This is a genomic window from Spirillospora sp. NPDC048824 (assembly GCF_043198455.1).
Taxonomy (GTDB): domain Bacteria; phylum Actinomycetota; class Actinomycetes; order Streptosporangiales; family Streptosporangiaceae; genus Spirillospora.
The window spans coordinates 200,212-218,428 of record NZ_JBICUS010000002.1 but is presented as its reverse complement, the minus strand read 5'-3'; the positions used below and the strand labels follow the sequence as shown (position 1 = coordinate 218,428).

Genomic DNA, 18,217 nt, shown 5'->3' with positions numbered 1-18,217 from the left:
TCACCCCGATCCGGTTTCGGTGCGGTGCCACATCCGGAGGTAGGTCTCGGCGCCCCGGGCCAGGTCGTCGATGATCTCCTGGCCGCCTACGGTGCCGACGTCGGCGAGCCAGTCGGGGACGAGGCCGTAGTTGGCGACGCCGTCGGTGTTGAGGTCCCAGGTCCGCGTCCCGGTGCGCAGGCGGTCGAGCTTCACGGCCGGGTCGAACGGTGAGGTGTACGGGTAGCGCAGCGGGTCGTCGGCGTCGCCGCGCGGGGGAGGAAGGGCGCCCATGCCGTTGGCGTCGAGGCCGTAGCCGTAGCCGAAGGCGGTTCCCGGGGCGTGGTGGGCCTTGTTACGCCTCCACTGCTGGACGAAGCCGTCCGCCGCGTGCCCGTAGCCGGTGATCATGCCGCCGAGGGCGTAGACGCGCGGCTTGTAGGTGTCGTCCATCCAGCTGTGGGACGAGATGACGCCCGGGTAGCGCGCCTCCTCCAGCAGGCCCAGGGTCTCGTCGGCGGCCTTGACGCTCATGTGGTCGATCTCGACGATCATGTGGCGTTCCATCATGCCGCGCACCATGTGCTCGCCGAGGTCGCTGAGTCCGTTGACGTTGCAGTGCGGCGCCTCCGGATACAGCGGCAGGGTGATGCCCGCCTGCCCGAGCAGGCGCAGGAGCCGCGCGACCTGGTCGTTGACCGCGCCGGCCGGTTCGATGGTGTGGTCGTGGGCGCGACCGGTGCAGGTCTCGGCCTGCCAGAAGCGTCCCGTCCCCAGGAAGTTGCCCGCGTTGACGAACGCGCCCGTGGTGCCGCCGTCGAAGCGGACGCCGCACAGCGCGTTGTCGTACTTGTGGCACACGAACATGGACGACACGCCCAGGCGCTTCATCTCGTCCAGGCCCCGGTTGATGTCCTTGCGGGTGCACTGCGGCTCACCGTTGATCACACGGCAGCCGAACGGCTCGGAGGTCTCGACGCCGAGGACGACGGCGAGCTTGCCCGCCTCGATCACCCGGCGGGCCTCCGCGGAGTCGCGCACGATCCGGAACCAGCCCTCGCCGGGTCCGCCGCTGCGCCGGTCGATGCCCTCTTCCATCTCCCGCATCCGCTGCGCTTGGAGCCGGATGACGTCCATCTCGTCGCACGGGTTGCGCTTGAGCGGGTAGATGTCGCAGAGCTGCCGGTTCGCCACCAGGTGGTTGACGAGGATGCGCTGGCCGGCGCGCCAGGAGCGTTCCAGCCAGGTGTAGTGGGCCTGCTGGTGGGTGCGGGAGTCCCATGCGGGCCAGTCCTTGAACGTGGGCCAGCCGGTGGGGTCGTGGGTGCCGAACGGTGTGCCGTGCCTGGTGAAGTTCTCGAACCAGGCGAGCACCCCGTTGCCCGCGTGGTCGGGGCAGTCGCGCAGCGCCTCCTGGATCCCGCGCGGGTCGAACGGCTTGCCGCACATCAGCTGCCCGCCGAACGCCTCGTACGACATCAGGTGGGTGTGCGCGTCGATATAGCCGCGTACCTCGCCGTCGGTGGCCGTCGGGGTGGGCGGGGCACCGGAGGGTGCCGCCGCGTGTGCGGCGGGTGTCAGGAAGGAGGCGATGAGGAGGAGGACGAGCGGCAGTGATGCCGAACGCCGGAGGGGGTGGGGGAGGGACATCCGGCACCTCGCGCGGGGGGAGCGGTCGTCGGGGGCTGAGGTGCCTGCTATATGCCCGGTCCCGCCTGAAACTGAACGAACTTCACGTTATTCGTCCGGGTCCGGCCCCAGCCGCCGGATGGTCCGCCGGGGCGGTACCGATGAGCGGGACGGTGTGGCCCATACGGGCGCGCGGTGGCCACTATGGAGGGTTATGAGCGAGCTGACGATCGCGGGAGTGCTGGCGCGGGCCGCCGAGGAGTCTCCGGACATGGAGGCCGTCGTGGACGGAGACGTCCGGGTGACCTACGCGGAGTTGCGGAATCGGGTGCGCGAGGCGACGGGCGCGTTCATCGGCGCCGGCGTCGGGCCGGGGGACCGCATCGCGATCTGGGCGCCGAACAGCCTGTCGTGGATCGTCACCGTGCTGGGCGCCCTGGGTGCGGGGGCGACGCTCGTGCCGCTCAACACCCGGTTCAAGGGGGACGAGGCCCGGTGGCCGCTGTCCAAGGCGCAGGTGAAGATGCTGTTCGTCGAGGACGGGTTCCTCGGCATCGACTACCCGGCCATGCTCGGCCTGGACGAGGCGGGCACGATCCCCGGGTTGCCCGAACTGGAGGCGGTCGTCACGTTCAACGGGGCGGCGCGGCCGGGCGTCATCACCTGGGACGAGTTCGCGGGCAGGGCCGCCTCGGAAGAGGAGGCCGACGCCCGGGCGGCGGCCGTCAAGCCCGGGGACGTCGCCGACATCCTGTTCACGTCCGGGACGACCGGGCGTCCCAAGGGCGTCATGTGCACCCACGAGCAGAACGTCCGCACCTACAACGCGTGGACGGGACGGACGGGCGTCAGGGCCGGCGACCGGTACCTCATCGTCAACCCGATGTTCCACTCGTTCGGCTACAAGGCGGGCGTGCTGGCGTGCGTGCTGAAAGGCGCCACGATGGTGCTCCAGCGGACCTTCGACGTCCCGGAGACACTGCGGCTGATCGAGCAGGAGAAGATCACCGTCCTGCCCGGCCCGCCGACGATCTACACGTCGCTGCTGGACGCCCCCGGCCGCGACGAGCGCGACCTGTCGTCCCTGCGGCTGGCCGTGACCGGCGCGGCGGACGTGCCCGTCGCGCTGGTGCAGCGGATCAAGGCCGAACTGTTCCCGCAGGTCGTCACCGCGTACGGGCTGACGGAGTCGTCCGGCACGGTGACCGCGTGCTCGCTGGACGACGACGCCGAGACCATAGCCACCACCTGCGGCAGGCCGATCGCGGACGTCGAGGTCGCCATCGTCGACGAGAAGGGCGAGCGGGTCCCGGCGGGCACGGACGGCGAGGTCCTCGTCCGCGGCTACAACGTGATGGCCGGGTACCTGGACGACCCGGAGGCCACGGCCGAGGCCGTCCGCGACGGCTGGCTCGACACCGGCGACCGCGGACGCCTGGACGAGCGCGGCAACCTCGCCATCACCGGCCGGACGAAGGAGATGTTCGTCGTCGGCGGGTTCAACGTGTACCCGGCCGAGGTCGAGGACGTCCTCGCACGCCACGACGCCGTCGCCGAGTCCGGTGTCGTCGGCGTCCCCGACGCCCGGATGGGCGAGGTGGGCCGCGCCTACGTCCGGCTGCGCCCGGAGCGGGAGGCCACGGCCGAGGACCTCATCGCGCACTGCCGGGAACTGCTCGCCAACTTCAAGGTCCCCCGGGAGATCGTCTTCGTGGACGACCTCCCGAAGACCGCGTCCGGCAAGGTCCGCCGCGTCGAGCTCAAAGACGCGGCGGAACTCACAGACCGGACATGACGCGCGCCCTGTGCTCGGACGGTGAGCCCCACGCCGAGTACAGGGCCCGCGCCTTGCGGATCCACAGCGACGGGTCGTACTCGTCGGTGTAGCCGATCGCGCCGTGCACCTGCAGGGCGGTCTTCGCCAGCCCGTAGGACGCCTCGGACGCGGCGGCCTTCGCGGCCGACACGTCCCGCGCGAAGTCCGGCGTCCCGTATGACAGCGCCGCCCCGTACAGGAGCGGGCGGGCGAACTCCAGCTCGACCAGCGCGCTCGCCAGATGGTGCTTGATCGCCTGGTATTCGCCGATCGGGCGGCCGAACTGCTCACGCGTCTTGGCGTATTCCACGGACACGTCCAGCAGCGCCTGCCCGACCCCGACCTGCTGCGCCGCGCACAGCAGCGCACCGAATCCGGTGAACCCGCCGCCGCCCTCGACGCGGAAGAGCCGCCGGGCCGGGTCGAGGGAGGTGAGGCGCTCTCCGGTCTCGCGTTCGGTGCCGTCCGCGGTGAGGACCAGGTCGGCGACGTCGGCGTCCAGCGCGTGCGGGACGGCCATCGACACGATCGCCTCCCCTTCCGCGATCCGGGAGAGCCAGGGGGAGTCGCCCAGCAGTTCGGCGGCGGCGAGTGTCTCGACGTAGGGGCCGGGCGCGGCGGCGCGTCCCAGCTCCTCGACGGCGACGACCAGCTCGACCGGCAGGAGGCCGGCGCCGCCGTGCGTCTCGGGGACGGCCACCGCGAACACGCCGGCCTCGGCGACCGACGACCACAGCGCGCACCCCGGACCGGTGTCCCCCGCGGCCCAGGCGCGGACGATCTTGGCGGTACCGGCCTCGGCGAGGAGCTTGCGCAGGGTCTCGCCGAACATCCGCTGCTCGGCGGAGAGAACGAACTTCACCGGGACCCCCTCGGCAGGCCGAGCAGCCGCTCGGCGATCACGTTGCGCTGGATCTCGTTGGTGCCCGCGTATATCGGGCCGGCGAGCGAGAACACGTAGTTCTCCAGCCACTCCGACTCCAGCTCGCCGTCCGCGCCGAGCAGGTCGAGGGCCGTCTCGTGCAGCGCCACGTCCAGCTCCGACCAGTAGATCTTGTTGAGGCTCGACTCGGACCCGACGTCCTCGCTCCGCGAGATCGTCTCGAAGCCCTTGAGCCGGTAGGCCCGCGACCTGATCCAGATGTCGGCGACCCGGTCGCGCAGCGCCGTGTCGGACGGGTCGGCGCGCTCCCGCCACAGCTCGACGAGCCGCCCGGCCGCGGCCGTGAACCGGCCGGGGCTGCGCAGCGTGAGGCCGCGCTCGTTGCCGGCGGTGGCCATCGCGACGCGCCACCCGTCCCCGGCCGCCCCGATGACGTCCTCGTCGGGGACGAACACCTTGTCGAGGAACAGTTCGGCGAACGCGGGCTTGCCGTCCAGCCGCCCGATCGGACGGACCGTCACGCCCTCCGCGTCCAGCGGGAACATCAGGTACGTCAGCCCCTTGTGCCGCGCCGACTCCGGGTCGGAGCGGAACAGCCCGAAACCGCGGTCGGCGAACGCCGCCCGGGAACTCCACGTCTTCTGCCCGTTCAGCAGCCAGCCGCCGTCCGTCCGGGTGGCGGTCGAGCGCAGCGCCGCCAGGTCGCTGCCCGCGCCGGGCTCCGACCACGCCTGCGCCCAGATGACCTCCCCGGCGGCCATCGGCGGCAGGATCCGGGTGAGCTGCTCCGGCGTGCCGTGCTTCAGCAGCGTCGGCGCGAGGAGGTTGATGCCGTTCTGGCTGACCCGCCCCGGCGCGCCCGCCGCGTAGTACTCCTCCTCGAAGACCAGCCACTGCAGGACGGAGACGCCGCGCCCGCCGTACTCCTCGGGCCACGAGACCACCCCGAGCCGTGCCGCGCCGAGCGCCCGCTCCCACTCCCGGTGCGCGGCGAAGCCCTCCTCGGTCTCCAGCGACGGCAGCGGTTCCGCCGGGACGTGCTCGCGCAGCCATGCCCGCACCTCGGCGCGGAACGCCTCGTCCGCCGGCCCGAACTCGAGATCCATCTCGCCTCCCTTCTTTCTAACAACTGTTTGGTAGAGTAACGGTTCTCCCGCCCGCCGCCGCCACGGCGTCCCGCCCAGTCGGATCCGCCGGCGTTCCCCGGGAATGCGGCGTCACCTGCCGCGCCCGATCACCGCGCCGAGGCGACCGCGACCGCCTCCCGATGGGTGGACGGGACGTCCACGGTGCCGTCACCGGCGCGGCCGTGGCCGTCGATGTAGTGACTTTCGTGATCGTCCGCTCGGGGGCTAGCGGATCCTCGCCACGCCGCAGAAGGCGTCGAGCTCGGGTGGTTCGGCGAACGGGGACGGCTCGGTGCGCCATCGGGACACGGTGACGACCCCCGGCTCCACCAGGTCCATGCCGGTGAAGAAGCCGGCGATCCGGTCGGGGGAGCGCAGGTTGTAGGCGACGCCGCCCGCCTCGACGTAGCGGGCGATCGCGCGGGCGCGGGCGGTGTCGTCCACACCGTCCCCCCCCGGCATCCCGAAGACGTTGGTGCCGTCGTTGATCACCACGTGGCTGCCCGGCGCGAGCGGCGCCACCAGCCGGGCGAGGACGCCCTCCGGGTCCTCCTCGTCGGTGAGGTGCCCGAGGATGCCGAGCAGCAGCAGCGCGACCGGGCGGCCGAAGTCGAGCGTCTCGGCGGCCTTGGCCAGGATCACGTCCGGCTCGCGGATGTCGGCGTCGATGTAGGAGGTGGCGCCCTCCGGCGAGGAGGTGAGCAGCGCGCGGGCATGGGTGAGGACGAGCGGGTCGTTGTCGACGTACACGATCCGCGCGTCCGGCGCGGCCCGCTGCGCGACCTCGTGCGTGTTGTCGACCGTCGGCAGCCCGGTGCCCACATCGAGGAACTGCCGGATACCGGCCTCGCCCGCCAGATACCGGACGGCGCGGCCGAGGAAGGCCCGCGAGTGCCGGGCGATGTCCGCCTGCCCCGGGAAGATCCGCAGGAACTCGTCGCCGACCTCCCGGTCGACGGGGTAGTTCTCCTTGCCGTCCAACCAGTAGTTCCAGATGCGCGCCGAATGCGGGACGGACGAGTCGATCTGTGGCTGCCCGGCCATGGGACCCTCCAATGCCGAGATTGTCGCGGTCTGTGGGTGATCATACTTTCCGCCGTGCTGACTTTCCGTCGGATGCGCAGTCTTCCGGCCGGCACCCCTGCCGAAGCGGCCGGACCGGGGCTAGGATCGCGATCTAGAATCCGATTCGGGTGTGCCGGAGGGGTCATGGCGAAGATCATCGAGCACGGCACCTGGCACCTGGAACCCGTCGACGAGGACCTGCACGACCCTGGCCCGGAACTGCTGTGGAACGAGTCGTACTACTTCGACTTCGCCGCGCCGGACGGCTCCATCGCGGGCTACGTGCGGCTCGGCCTGTACCCGAACTGGGACCGCGCCTGGTACTGGGCCGCGCTGGTCCGCCCCGGCCGTCCGCTCATCCTCGTCGCCGACAACGACGCACCGCTCCCCGGGCCCGGCACGGCCGACGTCCGCGCCGACGCCTACACGGCGACCCAGCGGATCACCGAGCCCTTCGGCCCGGCCCTCATCACCCTGGACGCGACGGCCTCGGTACTCCCCGACCCCGCGGCCGCCTACGGCGAGCACGGCGCCGCCGAAACGACCCCCCTCACCTTCGACCTGCGATGGGACACGGTCAGCGGTGCCTACCCCTACAAGGACATCCCGCGCTACGAGATCCCGTGCACCGTCTCCGGCACCGTCACGGCCGGCGGCGAGACCTTCGCGATCGACGCCCACGGGGAACGCGACCACAGCTGGGGCGAACGCGACTGGTGGAAGGTGTCCTGGCTCTGGACGTCCGGCCGCCTCGGCGACGGCACCTTCGTCCACGGCATGCAGGCCAACATCGGCTTCCCGATCCCCTGGCCGTGCTTCGCCGTCCCGCCGGGCGGCGAGATCGAGCACCGCGACGGCTTCTCCGCCGAGACGACCTTCGCCGGCGGCCTGCCCGCCCGCTCCGGCCTGCGCTTCCCCGGCGCCCCCACGACCGTGACCCCGGTGGCCTTCGCGCCCGTCGCGGTCACCTCGCCCGACGGCCGCCCCGCCCGTTTTCCCCGCGCCCTGTGCCGCTTCGACACCGAGGACGGCCGCACCGGCCACGGCTGGACGGAATGGCACCAACCCCCCGGCTGGCAGGACCACGGCTGGTCCCATCTCGTCCAGGAGAACCCATGACCCGACCGGTCTCCGGCGCCGGCGACCTGACGGCGTCCTGGCTGAGCGACGCCCTCGCCACGAAGGTCACCGCCGTCCGCACCGAGCCCGTCGGCACCGGCCAGGTGTCCGACAGCCTCCGCCTCTTCCTCACCTACGCCGGCCCCACGGACCTCCCGGCCACCATGGTCGCCAAGGTCCCCGCCGCCGACCCGTCCAGCCGCGCCGCCGCCCGCGCCATCCGCACCTACGAGGTCGAGTCGAGCTTCTACGCCGAGATCGCCGGCCGTCTCGACGCGGGCATCCCTGCCTGCTACTTCGCCGCCTACGACCCCGAACCGGACGAGTACGCCGTCCTCCTGGAGGACCTCGCGCCCGCGCTGCCGGGCGACCAGCTCGCCGGCATCACCCCCGAGGACGCCGCCGGCGCGATCGACGAGATGGCCGCGCTGCACGCCGCCGGCTGGGACGACCCCGCGCTCGCCGCCCTGCCCTGGCTCAACCGCCACGACGCCGACTCGGCCGCCTTCACCGCCGCGATGGTCACCGGCCTGTACGACGGCTTCAAGGAACGCTACGCCGCCGACCTGGACCCCGGCGTCGTCACCCTGATCGAGGACTTCCTCCCCTCGATCGGCGCCTACCTGGCCGACCGGGAAGGCCCGTCCACCCTCTTCCACGGCGACTTCCGCGCCGACAACCTCCTGTTCGGCGGGCCGCGCACCGCCGTCCTGGACTGGCAGACCTGCGCCTACGGCCCGGGTCCGGCCGACCTCGCCTACCTCCTCGGCTCCAGCCTCCCCACCGAGTCCCGCCGCACCCACGAACACGCACTCGTCGAGCGCTACCACCGGGCCCTCACCGCCCGCGGCGTCACCCTCACCTGGGACGACTGCTGGAACGCCTACCGCCGCCACGCCTTCCACGGCATCGTCATGGCGATCGGCGCCTCCATGATCGTCGAACGAACCGACCGCGGCGACGAGATGTTCCGCACCATGACCACCCGCCACGCCCACCACGCCCGCGACCTGGAGTCCCTGACCCTCACCGCCTGAACCGGCTAGCCGATCCGGGAGATCCTGATCGCGACACGGCCCTTCTCAGGCACGCCGCTTTCGATGCTGAGCCCGCCGTTGATCTCGATGCCGCCGTTGGCGGTGGTGGTCATGCCGGAGGGGAGCGCGAGTACCGGGCCTGCCTCGCCCATGCCGACGACCGTCAGCCGGTCGATCTCCGGCTCGGCCTGAACCGCGTCGCCGAACCGGAGCACGTCCCCTTCCTCGACGATGACCTCGCATTCGCCGTCCTTGCAGGCGGACAGCTTCCTCCCGTCCGCTGCCGTGGCGATCGACGGCGGTTCGGCCGCGGGGGGTGGGGGCGGCGCGGAGGTCGTGGCCGCCGGCGTGGCACTGGCGGACGCAGTCGTCCTGGCCGCCGAGGGGTTCGCGTCGTCGCTCCCGCACGCCGCGAGCGTCATCGCGGCAGCGGGGAGCAGGGCAAGGGTGGCGAGGAGCGGTGGCCGGGCCATGGGATTCCTTTCCGTTGACAAGGCCAATGTCGCGCATCCCGCCCGGGACCGGTCCCGGCGCAACGTCGAGCTCCGTAGTCAGGAGGCCAGGTCGGTGAGGAGGTCGGTGAGGACCTGTTCTTCCTCCACGCGGACTGCGCGGTCCTTCATCGCCGTGGCCAGGGGCGGGTCCCAGGGGGTGGGGGTCGGGCGGCCGGTGAGGGGGGTGTCCGAGGTCGCCTTGCGGTAGGCGGCCGCGTCGTAGCGCCAGGAGCGCCAGCCGATGCGGTCGTGGACGGCGGCGGCGATCGCCACGCCGCCCCAGTCGAAGTCGCCGTGGTAGGCGAACTCGGCGCCGCCTTCGGCGAGGAGTTCCAGGAGGCGCCACACGGCTGTGGATGGACGGCCATTGCAGCAGACCAGGGGAGGGCAGTCCCGTCCCAGGGCGTCGGCTGCGGCGGCCACTACGACGGGGTTCTCGCAGATGCGGACCAAGGTGCTTCGCATGGGGGCGGCGTGCCGGCGCAGTTGGCGCAGGGTGAGCGACACGGGTTCGCCGTGCATCGCGGCGAGCATTCTGCCGGTGGGGGTGTCCGCATCGCCGAGGAGGCCGAGGCACAGGACGGTGGAGGACAGTTCGTCCAGATGCACGCCGACCATGGCCCAGGTTTCGCGGCGTGACTCGGCGCCCCCGTCAGAGGGGAAAGGGAGCCCGGTGAGGGCGCGGGCGGACGAGAGGGCGAGGGTGGCGAGCGGGCCGTCGTCCAGGGCGTGGGCGTGTCCGCCGGTTTCCGCGGCGAACCGGCCGAGGGGGATGTCGGGGGAGGGGAGGCGCCTCACCACGGCTGCGAGGTGATGGAGGATCTCGGCCGCTTCGGCGGGGCCGGAAGTCAGGCGGCGGACCAGGCCGGTCGCGTCCAGCCAGGCGCGCCACTCGGCCAGTTCGGGACGGGAGGCGACGGCCTCGTCCAGTGGGGTGAAGGCCGAGGCCCAGGCGGCGGCGGTCTCGGCGTTCTCCCGGGTCAGGTCGCGGACGGGGCCGTCCAAGAACTCGACGGCTGCGGCGAGGCCGTGCGGGGACGCGCCGCTGGTGCGCAGGACGCGGTCGACCTCGTCCAGCGACACCGACAGGGACGTCCCGGTACCGGCGCGGCGGCCCAGGAGGAGTTCGATCGCGCGCCGCTGGGACGGGGTCGCCTCGGGCAGGGTGACCTTGCCGGTGGGGGAGCCGCCACGTTCCAGGCGGGAGCGGACGCGCTGGACGAGCCAGGCGGTGTCCGGCCCGCCCAGCAGGCGCCGCAGGCGGTCGTCCGTCATCCGAAGATGTCCGCCTGCCCGGACGCGGGCTCGGGTTCGGGCAGGTCGGCGCGGGTGCGTTCGCGGCCGTCCCATCGCCACGGGGTCACCAGGACGGCGTCGATGCCGTCCCGGCGCGACAGCTGGCAGATGGACAGGCCCGGCACCTGCGGGTAGCAGCCCCATTCGCGTTCGCTCGTCATGACGACGTCCATGTCGAAGGTGGCGAGGAGGCCGAGGCATTTGGCGCGGGAGTCGTCGTCCACCCCCGCGAACGCCTCGTCCAGGGCGACCAGGCGGGGCGCGTGAGGGTTGCCCGCCGACTTGTAGTGCGCGGACGCGGCGGCGAACAGGGGGACCGAGGCCGCGAGGACGCGTTCGCCGCCGGACGCCGGGCCGGTCGCGGGACGCCACTGGCCGTCCTGGAGGCGCTGGATCGTGAACGCGTGCCAGGACCGGTAGTCCAGCGCGCGGGTGAGCTGCTCGGTCCAGCCGGACGCCGGGTTGTCGGCGTGCTCGCGGGCGATCTGCTCCTGCAGGAACCGGCCGACGGCGGCGCGGTCGTCGACCGACCAGGCGTCGATGGTCTGCCGCAGCTTCTCCCGGACGCGGTCGAGCCCCTCGGGAGCGTCCCGCGCGGGCTTCCAGACGAGCCGCAGCCGCATACCGGTGGAGGTGGGGCGGGACGTCAGTTCGGTGTTCATCTCGCGCACCTCGTCCTCGGCTGCGGCGATGAGCTCCTGGAGGGTGCCGGCGACCTCGTTCAGCAGGTGGTTCTCCAGGATCTCCCGTTCGCGGGCCGACAGCAGGTGCGCCCGGTGCCCGGTCTCCGCATCGAGCGCGTCCGCCAGGCCGGGGACGTCGCGGGTACGGCCCTGGAACAGCACGTCCACGACCATGATCCCTTCGCGGAGGGTGAGGCCGACCGAGTGCCCATGCCGGGACATCGCGTCCGACAGCAGCTTGTGCTCCTCGGTGACCTTCTTCTGGACGCGGTCCCACGGGCCGTCGCCGTCGTCGACCGTGTCGAGTTCGGTGTTGACGGCGCGGGCCAGGAGGACGGCGCGGCTGGCCGCCCACTCCTCGGACGGGTCGGGGACGTCGAGATCCGGCAGCGCGACGGGCAGCAGGCCGGTGGCGGCGAACGCGCGGAACTCCGCCACCGCCTTGTCCCGGACCTCGGCCGCCTCGGTGATCTGCTCGTGCAGCCCGTCGCGGGCCCCTTCGGCCTTGCCGCGCTCTTCCAGCGCCGACCGTTCCCGGTCGCGTGCCCGGGATTCGGCGCCGTCCCGGTCGTCGAGCGACTGCTTGACCTCCTCCAGCCGCCGGAACAGCTCGTCGACGGCGGCTCCCGCCGTCTCCAGCAGCGCCCGGTGCTCCTCGGCGGCGGCGTCGGCCTGCCCGCGCGCCTCCGCGGCCCGTTCCGCCGCCTCGCCGAGCCGCTCCCGGACGTGCGTCAGCTCCTCGGCCGCGTCCCGGGCCGCCTCCCGCGCCGACAGCAGGGACTGCGCGGCGGGCCATAGCTCGGCCAGTGCCAGCCGGTAGCCGCCGACCGCCTCGCGCACGCGCGCGAGTTCTGGTTCGCCGTCCGGAAGGCCGACGTCGGAGGCGAACTCGGCGGCCCGTTCCGCCGCGTCCGTGACCTCGGCGCGGCGGCGTGTCACGATCTCCTGCGCGCTCGTGTGCTCACCGTCCAGTTCCCGCCTCCTGCGGTGCTCCCCGGCGAGCCGGACGTGGGCCTCGCGCAGTGCGGTGTCGCGGGGGACGGCCCGGTGCTCGCCGGTCAGCGCCTTCCGGCGTTCCGCCAGCCCGTCCAGTTCCGTGCCGAGTGCCGCGATCCGGGACCGGGTCTCGGCGAGGTCGGCGCGGAGCCGGGCGATGCGGGTGCGGCGGGCCGCCTCGCGGGCGCCCTCCCCGATGAAGTCGGCGCTGACCTTGTGCCAGGAGCCGCCGAGGACGCCGTTCGCCCAGCGGCCGTCCACCGCGACCCAGGTCCGCGCCCCCGGGCCGAGGCCCAGCCCGGCGAGGACGGCGTGCACCGCGTCGTCGGACAGTGCGGCGGCTCCGGGGTCGGCGCGGTCGATCGCGGGACGCAGCAGCAGCGTGCACGCCGGCCCCTGGACGGGCTCGCCGGTCAGTACGAACGTGTCGTCCGCGCTGAGGAGCGTGCCGTCCGGCGTCACCCAGGCGTCCAGGACGCCGGACGCCTCCAGCGCGGCCTCCAGCCCGGCCCGGTGGTCGTCCGGCACGGCGTCGGTGAAGTCGACGACCTTCCACAGCGGAGCGCCCGGCCGGCCTTCGCGGGAGGCGATGCGCGTGTACGGGGCGGGCGGGACGTCGTGCCCGCCCGACTCCAGCCGCTCGATCTCCTCCAGCAGCGAGGTCTCGGCCGCGTGTTCGGCCCGCAGCCGCGACTCCGCGTCGGCGACCCGGCCGCCGAGCGCCGCCGTGGCCTCGCGGGCGGCGTCGTCCACGGCGGTCGCGGCCGGGTTGCGTCCCTCGGCGGTCTGGGCCCATTCGTCCAGCTTCGCCAGCACCGCGTCCGGGTCGTCCATCCGGATCTCGGCCAGACCCGCCAGGTAGGCGACGTATTCCTCCAGCAGTTCCGCCGCGCCGGCCCGGGTCTGCGCCTCTGCCGCGCTGATCCGCTCGGCCGCCGCCTGCAACTCGCCGCGCAGGCGTTCCGCTTCGGCGGTCGCGGTCTCCAGCCGGGCCCGCGCGGCGGTGACCGCGGCCATCAGCCGGTCCAGTTCGGCGAGGGCGCGGGACCGGTCGTCGGCCAGCGCACCGGTGACGCGGCGCGCCCCGGCGGGATCGGTCTCCCAGCCCGCCATGGCCTCCGCGTGGGCGGACCCGCATCCGGCGGCCGACGCCAGTGCCGCCGAACGGTCTCGGACGGTGCCGAAGGACGCATCGGCCTCATCCGCCCGCGTCCGTGTCGTCTCGGCCCGGGACTGCTTGCGCGCGGCCTCGCCGGACAGGCCGTCGCGGTCGCGTTCGAGGCGCGTCGCGTACGCGTCGCGGCGTCGCGCCTCCTCGCCCATCTCCTCGATGCGCTTGGCGTCGCGCATCTCCGGGCTGGCCTCCAGGGCTTGCCGGCGCGCGTCAAGCCGGATCTTGTCCGCAGCCAGATCGGCCAGCAGCCGGCCGGTCTCCGCGAGGTCGGTCTCCGCTGCGGCGAACCGCGCCTCCGCCTCGGTGAGGTCCCGGTTCAGATGCTCGTACTTGCTCTGCGTGAGGCGCGGCCCGGCGGCCTTCCTTTTCGCGGCGATCCGGGCATACCGGACGTAGTGCCCGAGGAAGTCGGTGGCGGCCTTGTGCGCCTCCTCCAGGGCACGCAGCGCGTCCCGTTCCTCGTCCAGGCCCCGGAACGCCTCCGCCACCGTCGTGATCAGGGCGGGGCTGAGCGGCGGCAGCGCCTCGGTCAGCGCACGCGACAGCAGCCGCTCGTCCGGCTTCTTCGACAGCTGCGGCTGCCTGAGCTGGATCAGCAGGTTGACCAGGGCCTCGTAGCGGTGCTCGCCCAGCCCGAACAGCGCCTCGTCCACGGCCCGCCGGTAGTCGGTCGCCCGGTCGTAGACCATGCCGTGGCCGTCCACGGCCTCACGCAGCTTCTCCCTCGTCAGCGACACGCCGCCCTCCGAGACCAGGGCGAGGTCGACGCCGATGCGGCGCGTGGTGACGAAGAACCAGTGCCGGACGATGCCGCGGTCCTTCACCGCCTTCAGCCCGCAGCCCAGCGTCCGGTACTCGTGCGTCCCGTCCGGGTGGACGCGCCCGAACTCCAGCCACGTGTAGCCGAGCCTCTCCGGATGCGGGTGCTTGCCGCCGAGCAGCAGGTTCCACTCCATCCGCTTCTGCCGGTCGCCGTCCGGCTCGACCCGGTGCGGGGACAGCTCGCCGTCCAGCAGGAACGGCAGCGTCAGCGCCAGCACCTTCGACTTCCCGGTGCCGTTGTTGCCGCGCAGCAGCAGCCGCCCGTCATGGAACCGGAACTCCTCGACGTCGTAGTAGAACATGTCGACGAGCCCGGCGCGCAGCGGCTTCCAGCGCTCGGACGTCGGAACGGGCACCGAAGTCGACTCCCGGCTCACTGCACGGCCTTCCTCGTCTCGCGGATGGTCGGTTCCTCCACGGCATAGCGCGCGATCGCCGGACGTGCCCGGACCCGGTCCGGCAGCACCTCCACCAGCCGCAGCGCCGCCAGCTTCCCGAGCGCGACGGCCAGAAGCTCCTTCTCGGCGCCCGGCTCCGTGACGCCCTTGCGCCAGTACGACGTGTGCCGCGCCGCCGCGTCCCGGACGAAAGCGGCCAGCTCGTCCCATCCGGCCTCGGCCCGGCCGGCCAGGTACTCGGCGACCAGCAGTGTCACATGCCCGTCGGTGCGCTGCTCGGGCATCCGCACATCGGTCAGCTCGTCGTCCGGGTCGACCATCGCGACGCCCTCGGCCCGCAGCTCGGGGACCAGGCCGGCCGCCTCTTCGATCCGGCGGGTGATCGCGGCGCGCTGCGATACCAGATAGGCGCGTTCGGTGTCGTCGAGGTCCTCGTAGTAGACGACCGGGTCGTCCAGCAGCCGCCGGGTCAGGCTGCGCCGCAGCGCCCGGTTGCGCAGGTCGTCGGTGTCGGGCACGGGTTCGTCGGTGAGTTCGGCGAGCCTGTCCTCGAACCCCGCCGCGGTCACCGTCGACGGGCCGCGCACCCCGGTGAGCAACGCCGCGAGGACGACCCGGCGCACGTCGTACAGGACGTCCCCGGTCGCCGACAGGTAGGACTCCTCGTCACCCGACACCCGCCGCAGCACACCCCAGCCGAGCAGCATCCGCACCACCGCGACGAGGTCGGCGCGCTCGGCCCGGCCGTCCAGTGTGAACGGGAAAGCCAGGTCGGGTTCGGCGGCCGCGTTCAGGACCTCCTCGGCCAGCCTGCCGAGCGTGGTCTGCGCGTCGGCGCGTTCCAGCACCGCCAGCGCCAGGCACAGCACGACGTAGCGGCGGCGGCCGAACGGCTCCCCGGCCTTGCCACGCGCCGGATGCGTCCCGTCGTCCAGCGTCGGCGCCGTCTTGAACAGCCGGGCCGTCTCGGCGTCCACCTGCAGCCGCCATCCCGTCTCCCGGCTCAGCCAGTCGCGCAGCTCCGCCTGGTGCCGGCGGACGAGCACGAGGTCCTGCGGGTCGGACTCGGCGGTCAGCAGCGGGCGCCGCAGCAACGTCCGCAACGCGGCCCGCCGCCGCGCCGCATCCTCGTCGTTCACAGGCTCCCCACCAGGTCGGTGATCTCGATGAGGTGCTCGGGTCCCGTGAGGACGCCGTCCTCGGTCACGATCCGCACCTCACCGCTGTCCGGGACGAGCGACAGCCGCACCTCCATCGACCCGTCGCCCGTGATGGCCTTCACCTCGGTGTCGCCCGGCAGCCGCGCCGCGAGCGCGTCGCCCAGCAGTGCCAGGAACAGCCGGAACGCCTTCGGGTCCAGGACGCCCAGCTCGGACAGCAGGACGGGGCCGCCGGTGCGCAGCCGCGCCCGCGCCGCCGCCGTCTCGGCCGCCTCCCGGTCGGTCTGCTCGCGCAGCAGCCGGCGCATCTCCGTCCGGTCCCGCACCCGGTTCGGCTTGCCGCGCCGCTCGTAGGAGCCGGTGCGGCGCAGCTGCGGGGAGATCCGCACCGGCGGCGCCTCCGCCCACGGCACGCCCTGCGGCGCCTCGTCCTCCCAGGCCGCCACGGTCGCGGCGGTGACGGTGAGGTGCCGCGCCGGGGTCAGCCCGAACGCCGCCCGCCACAGCCGGTGCATCGCCGCGTCGTCCGGGGCCTCGGAGAACCAGCGGGCCAGCGCCCGGAAGTCGGCCGACCGGTCCGAACGGCCCGAACGACGCTCGTTGAGCAGCCCGACCGTGTCGACGAGCTGCTTGATCGCCGTCACCGCCGACTGCCGCAGCAGCCTCGCCTGCGACGGGCGCCCGGTCCCCGCGGACACGAACCAGTCCCGCAGCCCCCGCCACCGGTTGCGCCACGACTCCAGCGCGCCCGCCTCGGCACGCGCGAACGCCTCGGCGGCGTCGGTCCCCGCCGGGACCGCGTCGGACGCCTCCCGCCGGGCGGCGAGGGTCAGCAGCCGCTCATGGCCCCGCGACTCCACCTCGTCCAGCAGCGCCGCGATCCGCGCCCCCGAGTTGGCGAGGTCGGCGATGAACCGGTTGATGTAGTCGATCAGGCGTTCCTTGTAGGCGATGAAGCCCTCGACGTCGCCGTCGGAGAAGTCGATCGCCCTGCGCAGCGATGCCATGAACGCCTGCGCGTTGTCGGCGAGCGAGGAGAACCGCTCGGCCAGCGTCAGCAGCAGCAGATGGACCTTGCCCGGGTCGGGGTCGTCCTCGTCCGCCAGCGCCGACAGGGCCGCGAGATGCCCGGCGATGTCGGTGAGTGCCACCGACTGCAGCACGCCCCGGCGCCCGATCGCCTCCTCGTAGAACGCGATGGCCTGCTCGGCCGCCTGCCCCGCCGCGGTGAGCTGGAACAGGAACCGCTTGCGGTGGAAGTCCTCGACGGTGGTGACGCGCCCGGTGTCGGCGTCGGCCCGCAGGTTGCCCCACTCGACCAGCTTGTCCAGCGTCTGCGCGAGCTGCTCGTCGCTGTCGCGGCGCAGCTCGGCGGCCACGTCCTCGGGACGCAGATGGACGATGAACCGCTCCTTGGCCCTCGCGAACGACAGCAGCACCGTCCGGTAGAGCGCCGCGTTCGGAGTGCTGAGATGGGCGAACGGCTGCGGTCCGTCAGCCCCCGAGTCCAGATCCGTCACCGCACCATTCTGACGCCTCGTCGGGAGTGAGAGGGCCGATCCGGTACGGCCGGGACGCCGTGCCCGCATCCGGCCGCCGGGCGGGCCTGGGCCCTGGGGCCCTGTTTTCGGGTTTCGCCTTGACATGAATAGACGCCGTCCAATCTACTGGAAGCGCTCCCAAAAATAATGGCCGCCGTCACGTTCGTGCGGTATGGGAGCGCTCCCATGACTAGTCGAAAATGGGATCACTGGGCTCGGTGTCCGCCTTCGCGTGATGCCGTGGGAAAGGTGTCGGGCAATGACCGTAAGTGGCGGGGCGTCGCTCTCTGAGGCGCCATCCGGCGACGGTGGGCCGGGCTCGGCGGGCGATGACGAGGTGCAGGCCCCACCGGGCCGGTGGGGCGCTCACCTGTGGTGGATCGCCTTTGCCGCCGGAGTGACCGGCGCATCGGCCGTGTGGCTGTTCCTGCCCCATGGCCGCGAGATCGGGGCGGTGTGGGAACTGCCGGTCAAGCTGCTCGTCTTCGGTTGCCTGGCCTGCGGAATCGCGCTGTTCCCCTGGCCGTCCAAGCTTCCCCATTGGGTGCTGTACGCGCCGTTCCTCTTCTTTACCGGCTACCTCGTTCCGCGGATCAGCGGCTTCTACTATCTGGACGGCGAACGGGCACACGGCGACAGTTTCTACACCCATCTCTACCTGCTGCTCTATCCGGGCGTCGTACTCACCATCGCCGCCGCGTACCGGCTCGGCGGCGGGACGCCCGGACGGTGCCTGAAGGTCGTCTTCACCGGAATCCTCATCATCTTCTCCGGCTTCCTCGACCTCATGTGGTACGTCGTCAACCCGATCGGCATCCCGCAGGAGATCGACGCCCCGCACATCAACCTGATCACCGGCGGCCCGATCTCGTTCGGCGCGACGGTCGTCTTCGCACTGGCCCATCTTCCGATCATCGCCGGGTTCAACCTGCTGCCTCTGGACCGCTGGATCGGGCGCCTGCTCGGCACCGGACGGGTCCGTACCTGAGCGGGAAGGG

General features: G+C 72.7%; 13 protein-coding genes. 4 read left to right on the top strand and 9 right to left on the bottom strand.

The window, feature by feature from the left end; all coding sequences use genetic code 11:
• Entirely contained in the window at positions 1-1,629 is a 1,629-nt protein-coding gene (locus ACGFIS_RS04490; protein WP_392900607.1) for a Coagulation factor 5/8 type domain-containing protein, read from the bottom strand.
• Positions 1,630-1,822: 193 nt separating this feature from the next.
• On the opposite strand from ACGFIS_RS04490, the gene ACGFIS_RS04485 reads away from it, so the two are divergent.
• Entirely contained in the window at positions 1,823-3,403 is a 1,581-nt protein-coding gene (locus ACGFIS_RS04485) for a FadD3 family acyl-CoA ligase (protein WP_392900610.1), read from the top strand.
• On the opposite strand, the gene ACGFIS_RS04480 is transcribed toward ACGFIS_RS04485, so the two are convergent.
• From ACGFIS_RS04480 to ACGFIS_RS04470, 3 genes are all read right to left on the bottom strand, one after another.
• Positions 3,387-4,286, bottom strand: a complete 900-nt coding sequence (locus ACGFIS_RS04480) for an acyl-CoA dehydrogenase family protein (protein ID WP_392969525.1) — start codon at positions 4,284-4,286, stop codon at positions 3,387-3,389. The genes ACGFIS_RS04485 and ACGFIS_RS04480 overlap by 17 nt on opposite strands.
• Complete coding sequence (locus ACGFIS_RS04475; protein ID WP_392900616.1) at positions 4,283-5,413, bottom strand: acyl-CoA dehydrogenase family protein; 1,131 nt, start codon at positions 5,411-5,413, stop codon at positions 4,283-4,285. The genes ACGFIS_RS04480 and ACGFIS_RS04475 overlap by 4 nt, the downstream gene beginning before the upstream one ends.
• A gap of 246 nt (positions 5,414-5,659) precedes the next feature.
• Entirely contained in the window at positions 5,660-6,478 is an 819-nt protein-coding gene (locus ACGFIS_RS04470; protein ID WP_392900619.1) for an SAM-dependent methyltransferase, read from the bottom strand.
• 165 nt (positions 6,479-6,643) lie between these two features.
• On the opposite strand from ACGFIS_RS04470, the gene ACGFIS_RS04465 reads away from it, so the two are divergent.
• Together ACGFIS_RS04465 and ACGFIS_RS04460 are read left to right on the top strand one after the other, a co-directional pair.
• Positions 6,644-7,618, top strand: coding sequence for a hypothetical protein (locus tag ACGFIS_RS04465; RefSeq protein ID WP_392900620.1), 975 nt, complete (start codon positions 6,644-6,646; stop codon positions 7,616-7,618).
• Positions 7,615-8,655, top strand: a complete 1,041-nt coding sequence (locus ACGFIS_RS04460) for a phosphotransferase (protein WP_392969522.1) — start codon at positions 7,615-7,617, stop codon at positions 8,653-8,655. Before ACGFIS_RS04465 ends, ACGFIS_RS04460 begins: the two co-directional genes overlap by 4 nt.
• 5 nt (positions 8,656-8,660) lie before the next feature.
• Here the strand turns inward: ACGFIS_RS04460 and ACGFIS_RS04455 are convergent, their stop codons facing one another.
• The 5 genes from ACGFIS_RS04455 to ACGFIS_RS04435 form a co-directional block, all read right to left on the bottom strand.
• A complete protein-coding gene (locus ACGFIS_RS04455; RefSeq protein ID WP_392900625.1) occupies positions 8,661-9,128 on the bottom strand; it encodes a hypothetical protein in 468 nt (155 codons plus the stop codon).
• 78 nt (positions 9,129-9,206) lie between these two features.
• Positions 9,207-10,424: a TIGR02679 family protein gene (locus tag ACGFIS_RS04450; RefSeq protein WP_392900628.1), complete on the bottom strand. Its 1,218-nt coding sequence runs from the start codon at positions 10,422-10,424 to the stop codon at positions 9,207-9,209.
• Positions 10,421-14,476, bottom strand: coding sequence for a TIGR02680 family protein (locus tag ACGFIS_RS04445; RefSeq protein ID WP_392969519.1), 4,056 nt, complete (start codon positions 14,474-14,476; stop codon positions 10,421-10,423). The genes ACGFIS_RS04450 and ACGFIS_RS04445 overlap by 4 nt, the downstream gene beginning before the upstream one ends.
• 17 nt (positions 14,477-14,493) lie before the next feature.
• On the bottom strand, positions 14,494-15,657 hold the full coding sequence (locus ACGFIS_RS04440; RefSeq protein ID WP_392900634.1) for a TIGR02678 family protein: 1,164 nt from the start codon (positions 15,655-15,657) through the stop codon (positions 14,494-14,496).
• A complete protein-coding gene (locus ACGFIS_RS04435) occupies positions 15,654-17,198 on the bottom strand; it encodes a TIGR02677 family protein (RefSeq protein ID WP_392969516.1) in 1,545 nt (514 codons plus the stop codon). Before ACGFIS_RS04435 ends, ACGFIS_RS04440 begins: the two co-directional genes overlap by 4 nt.
• Positions 17,199-17,478: 280 nt before the next feature.
• On the opposite strand from ACGFIS_RS04435, the gene ACGFIS_RS04430 reads away from it, so the two are divergent.
• Complete coding sequence (locus ACGFIS_RS04430; RefSeq protein WP_392969513.1) at positions 17,479-18,207, top strand: hypothetical protein; 729 nt, start codon at positions 17,479-17,481, stop codon at positions 18,205-18,207.
• The last annotated feature ends 10 nt before the right edge of the window (positions 18,208-18,217 follow it).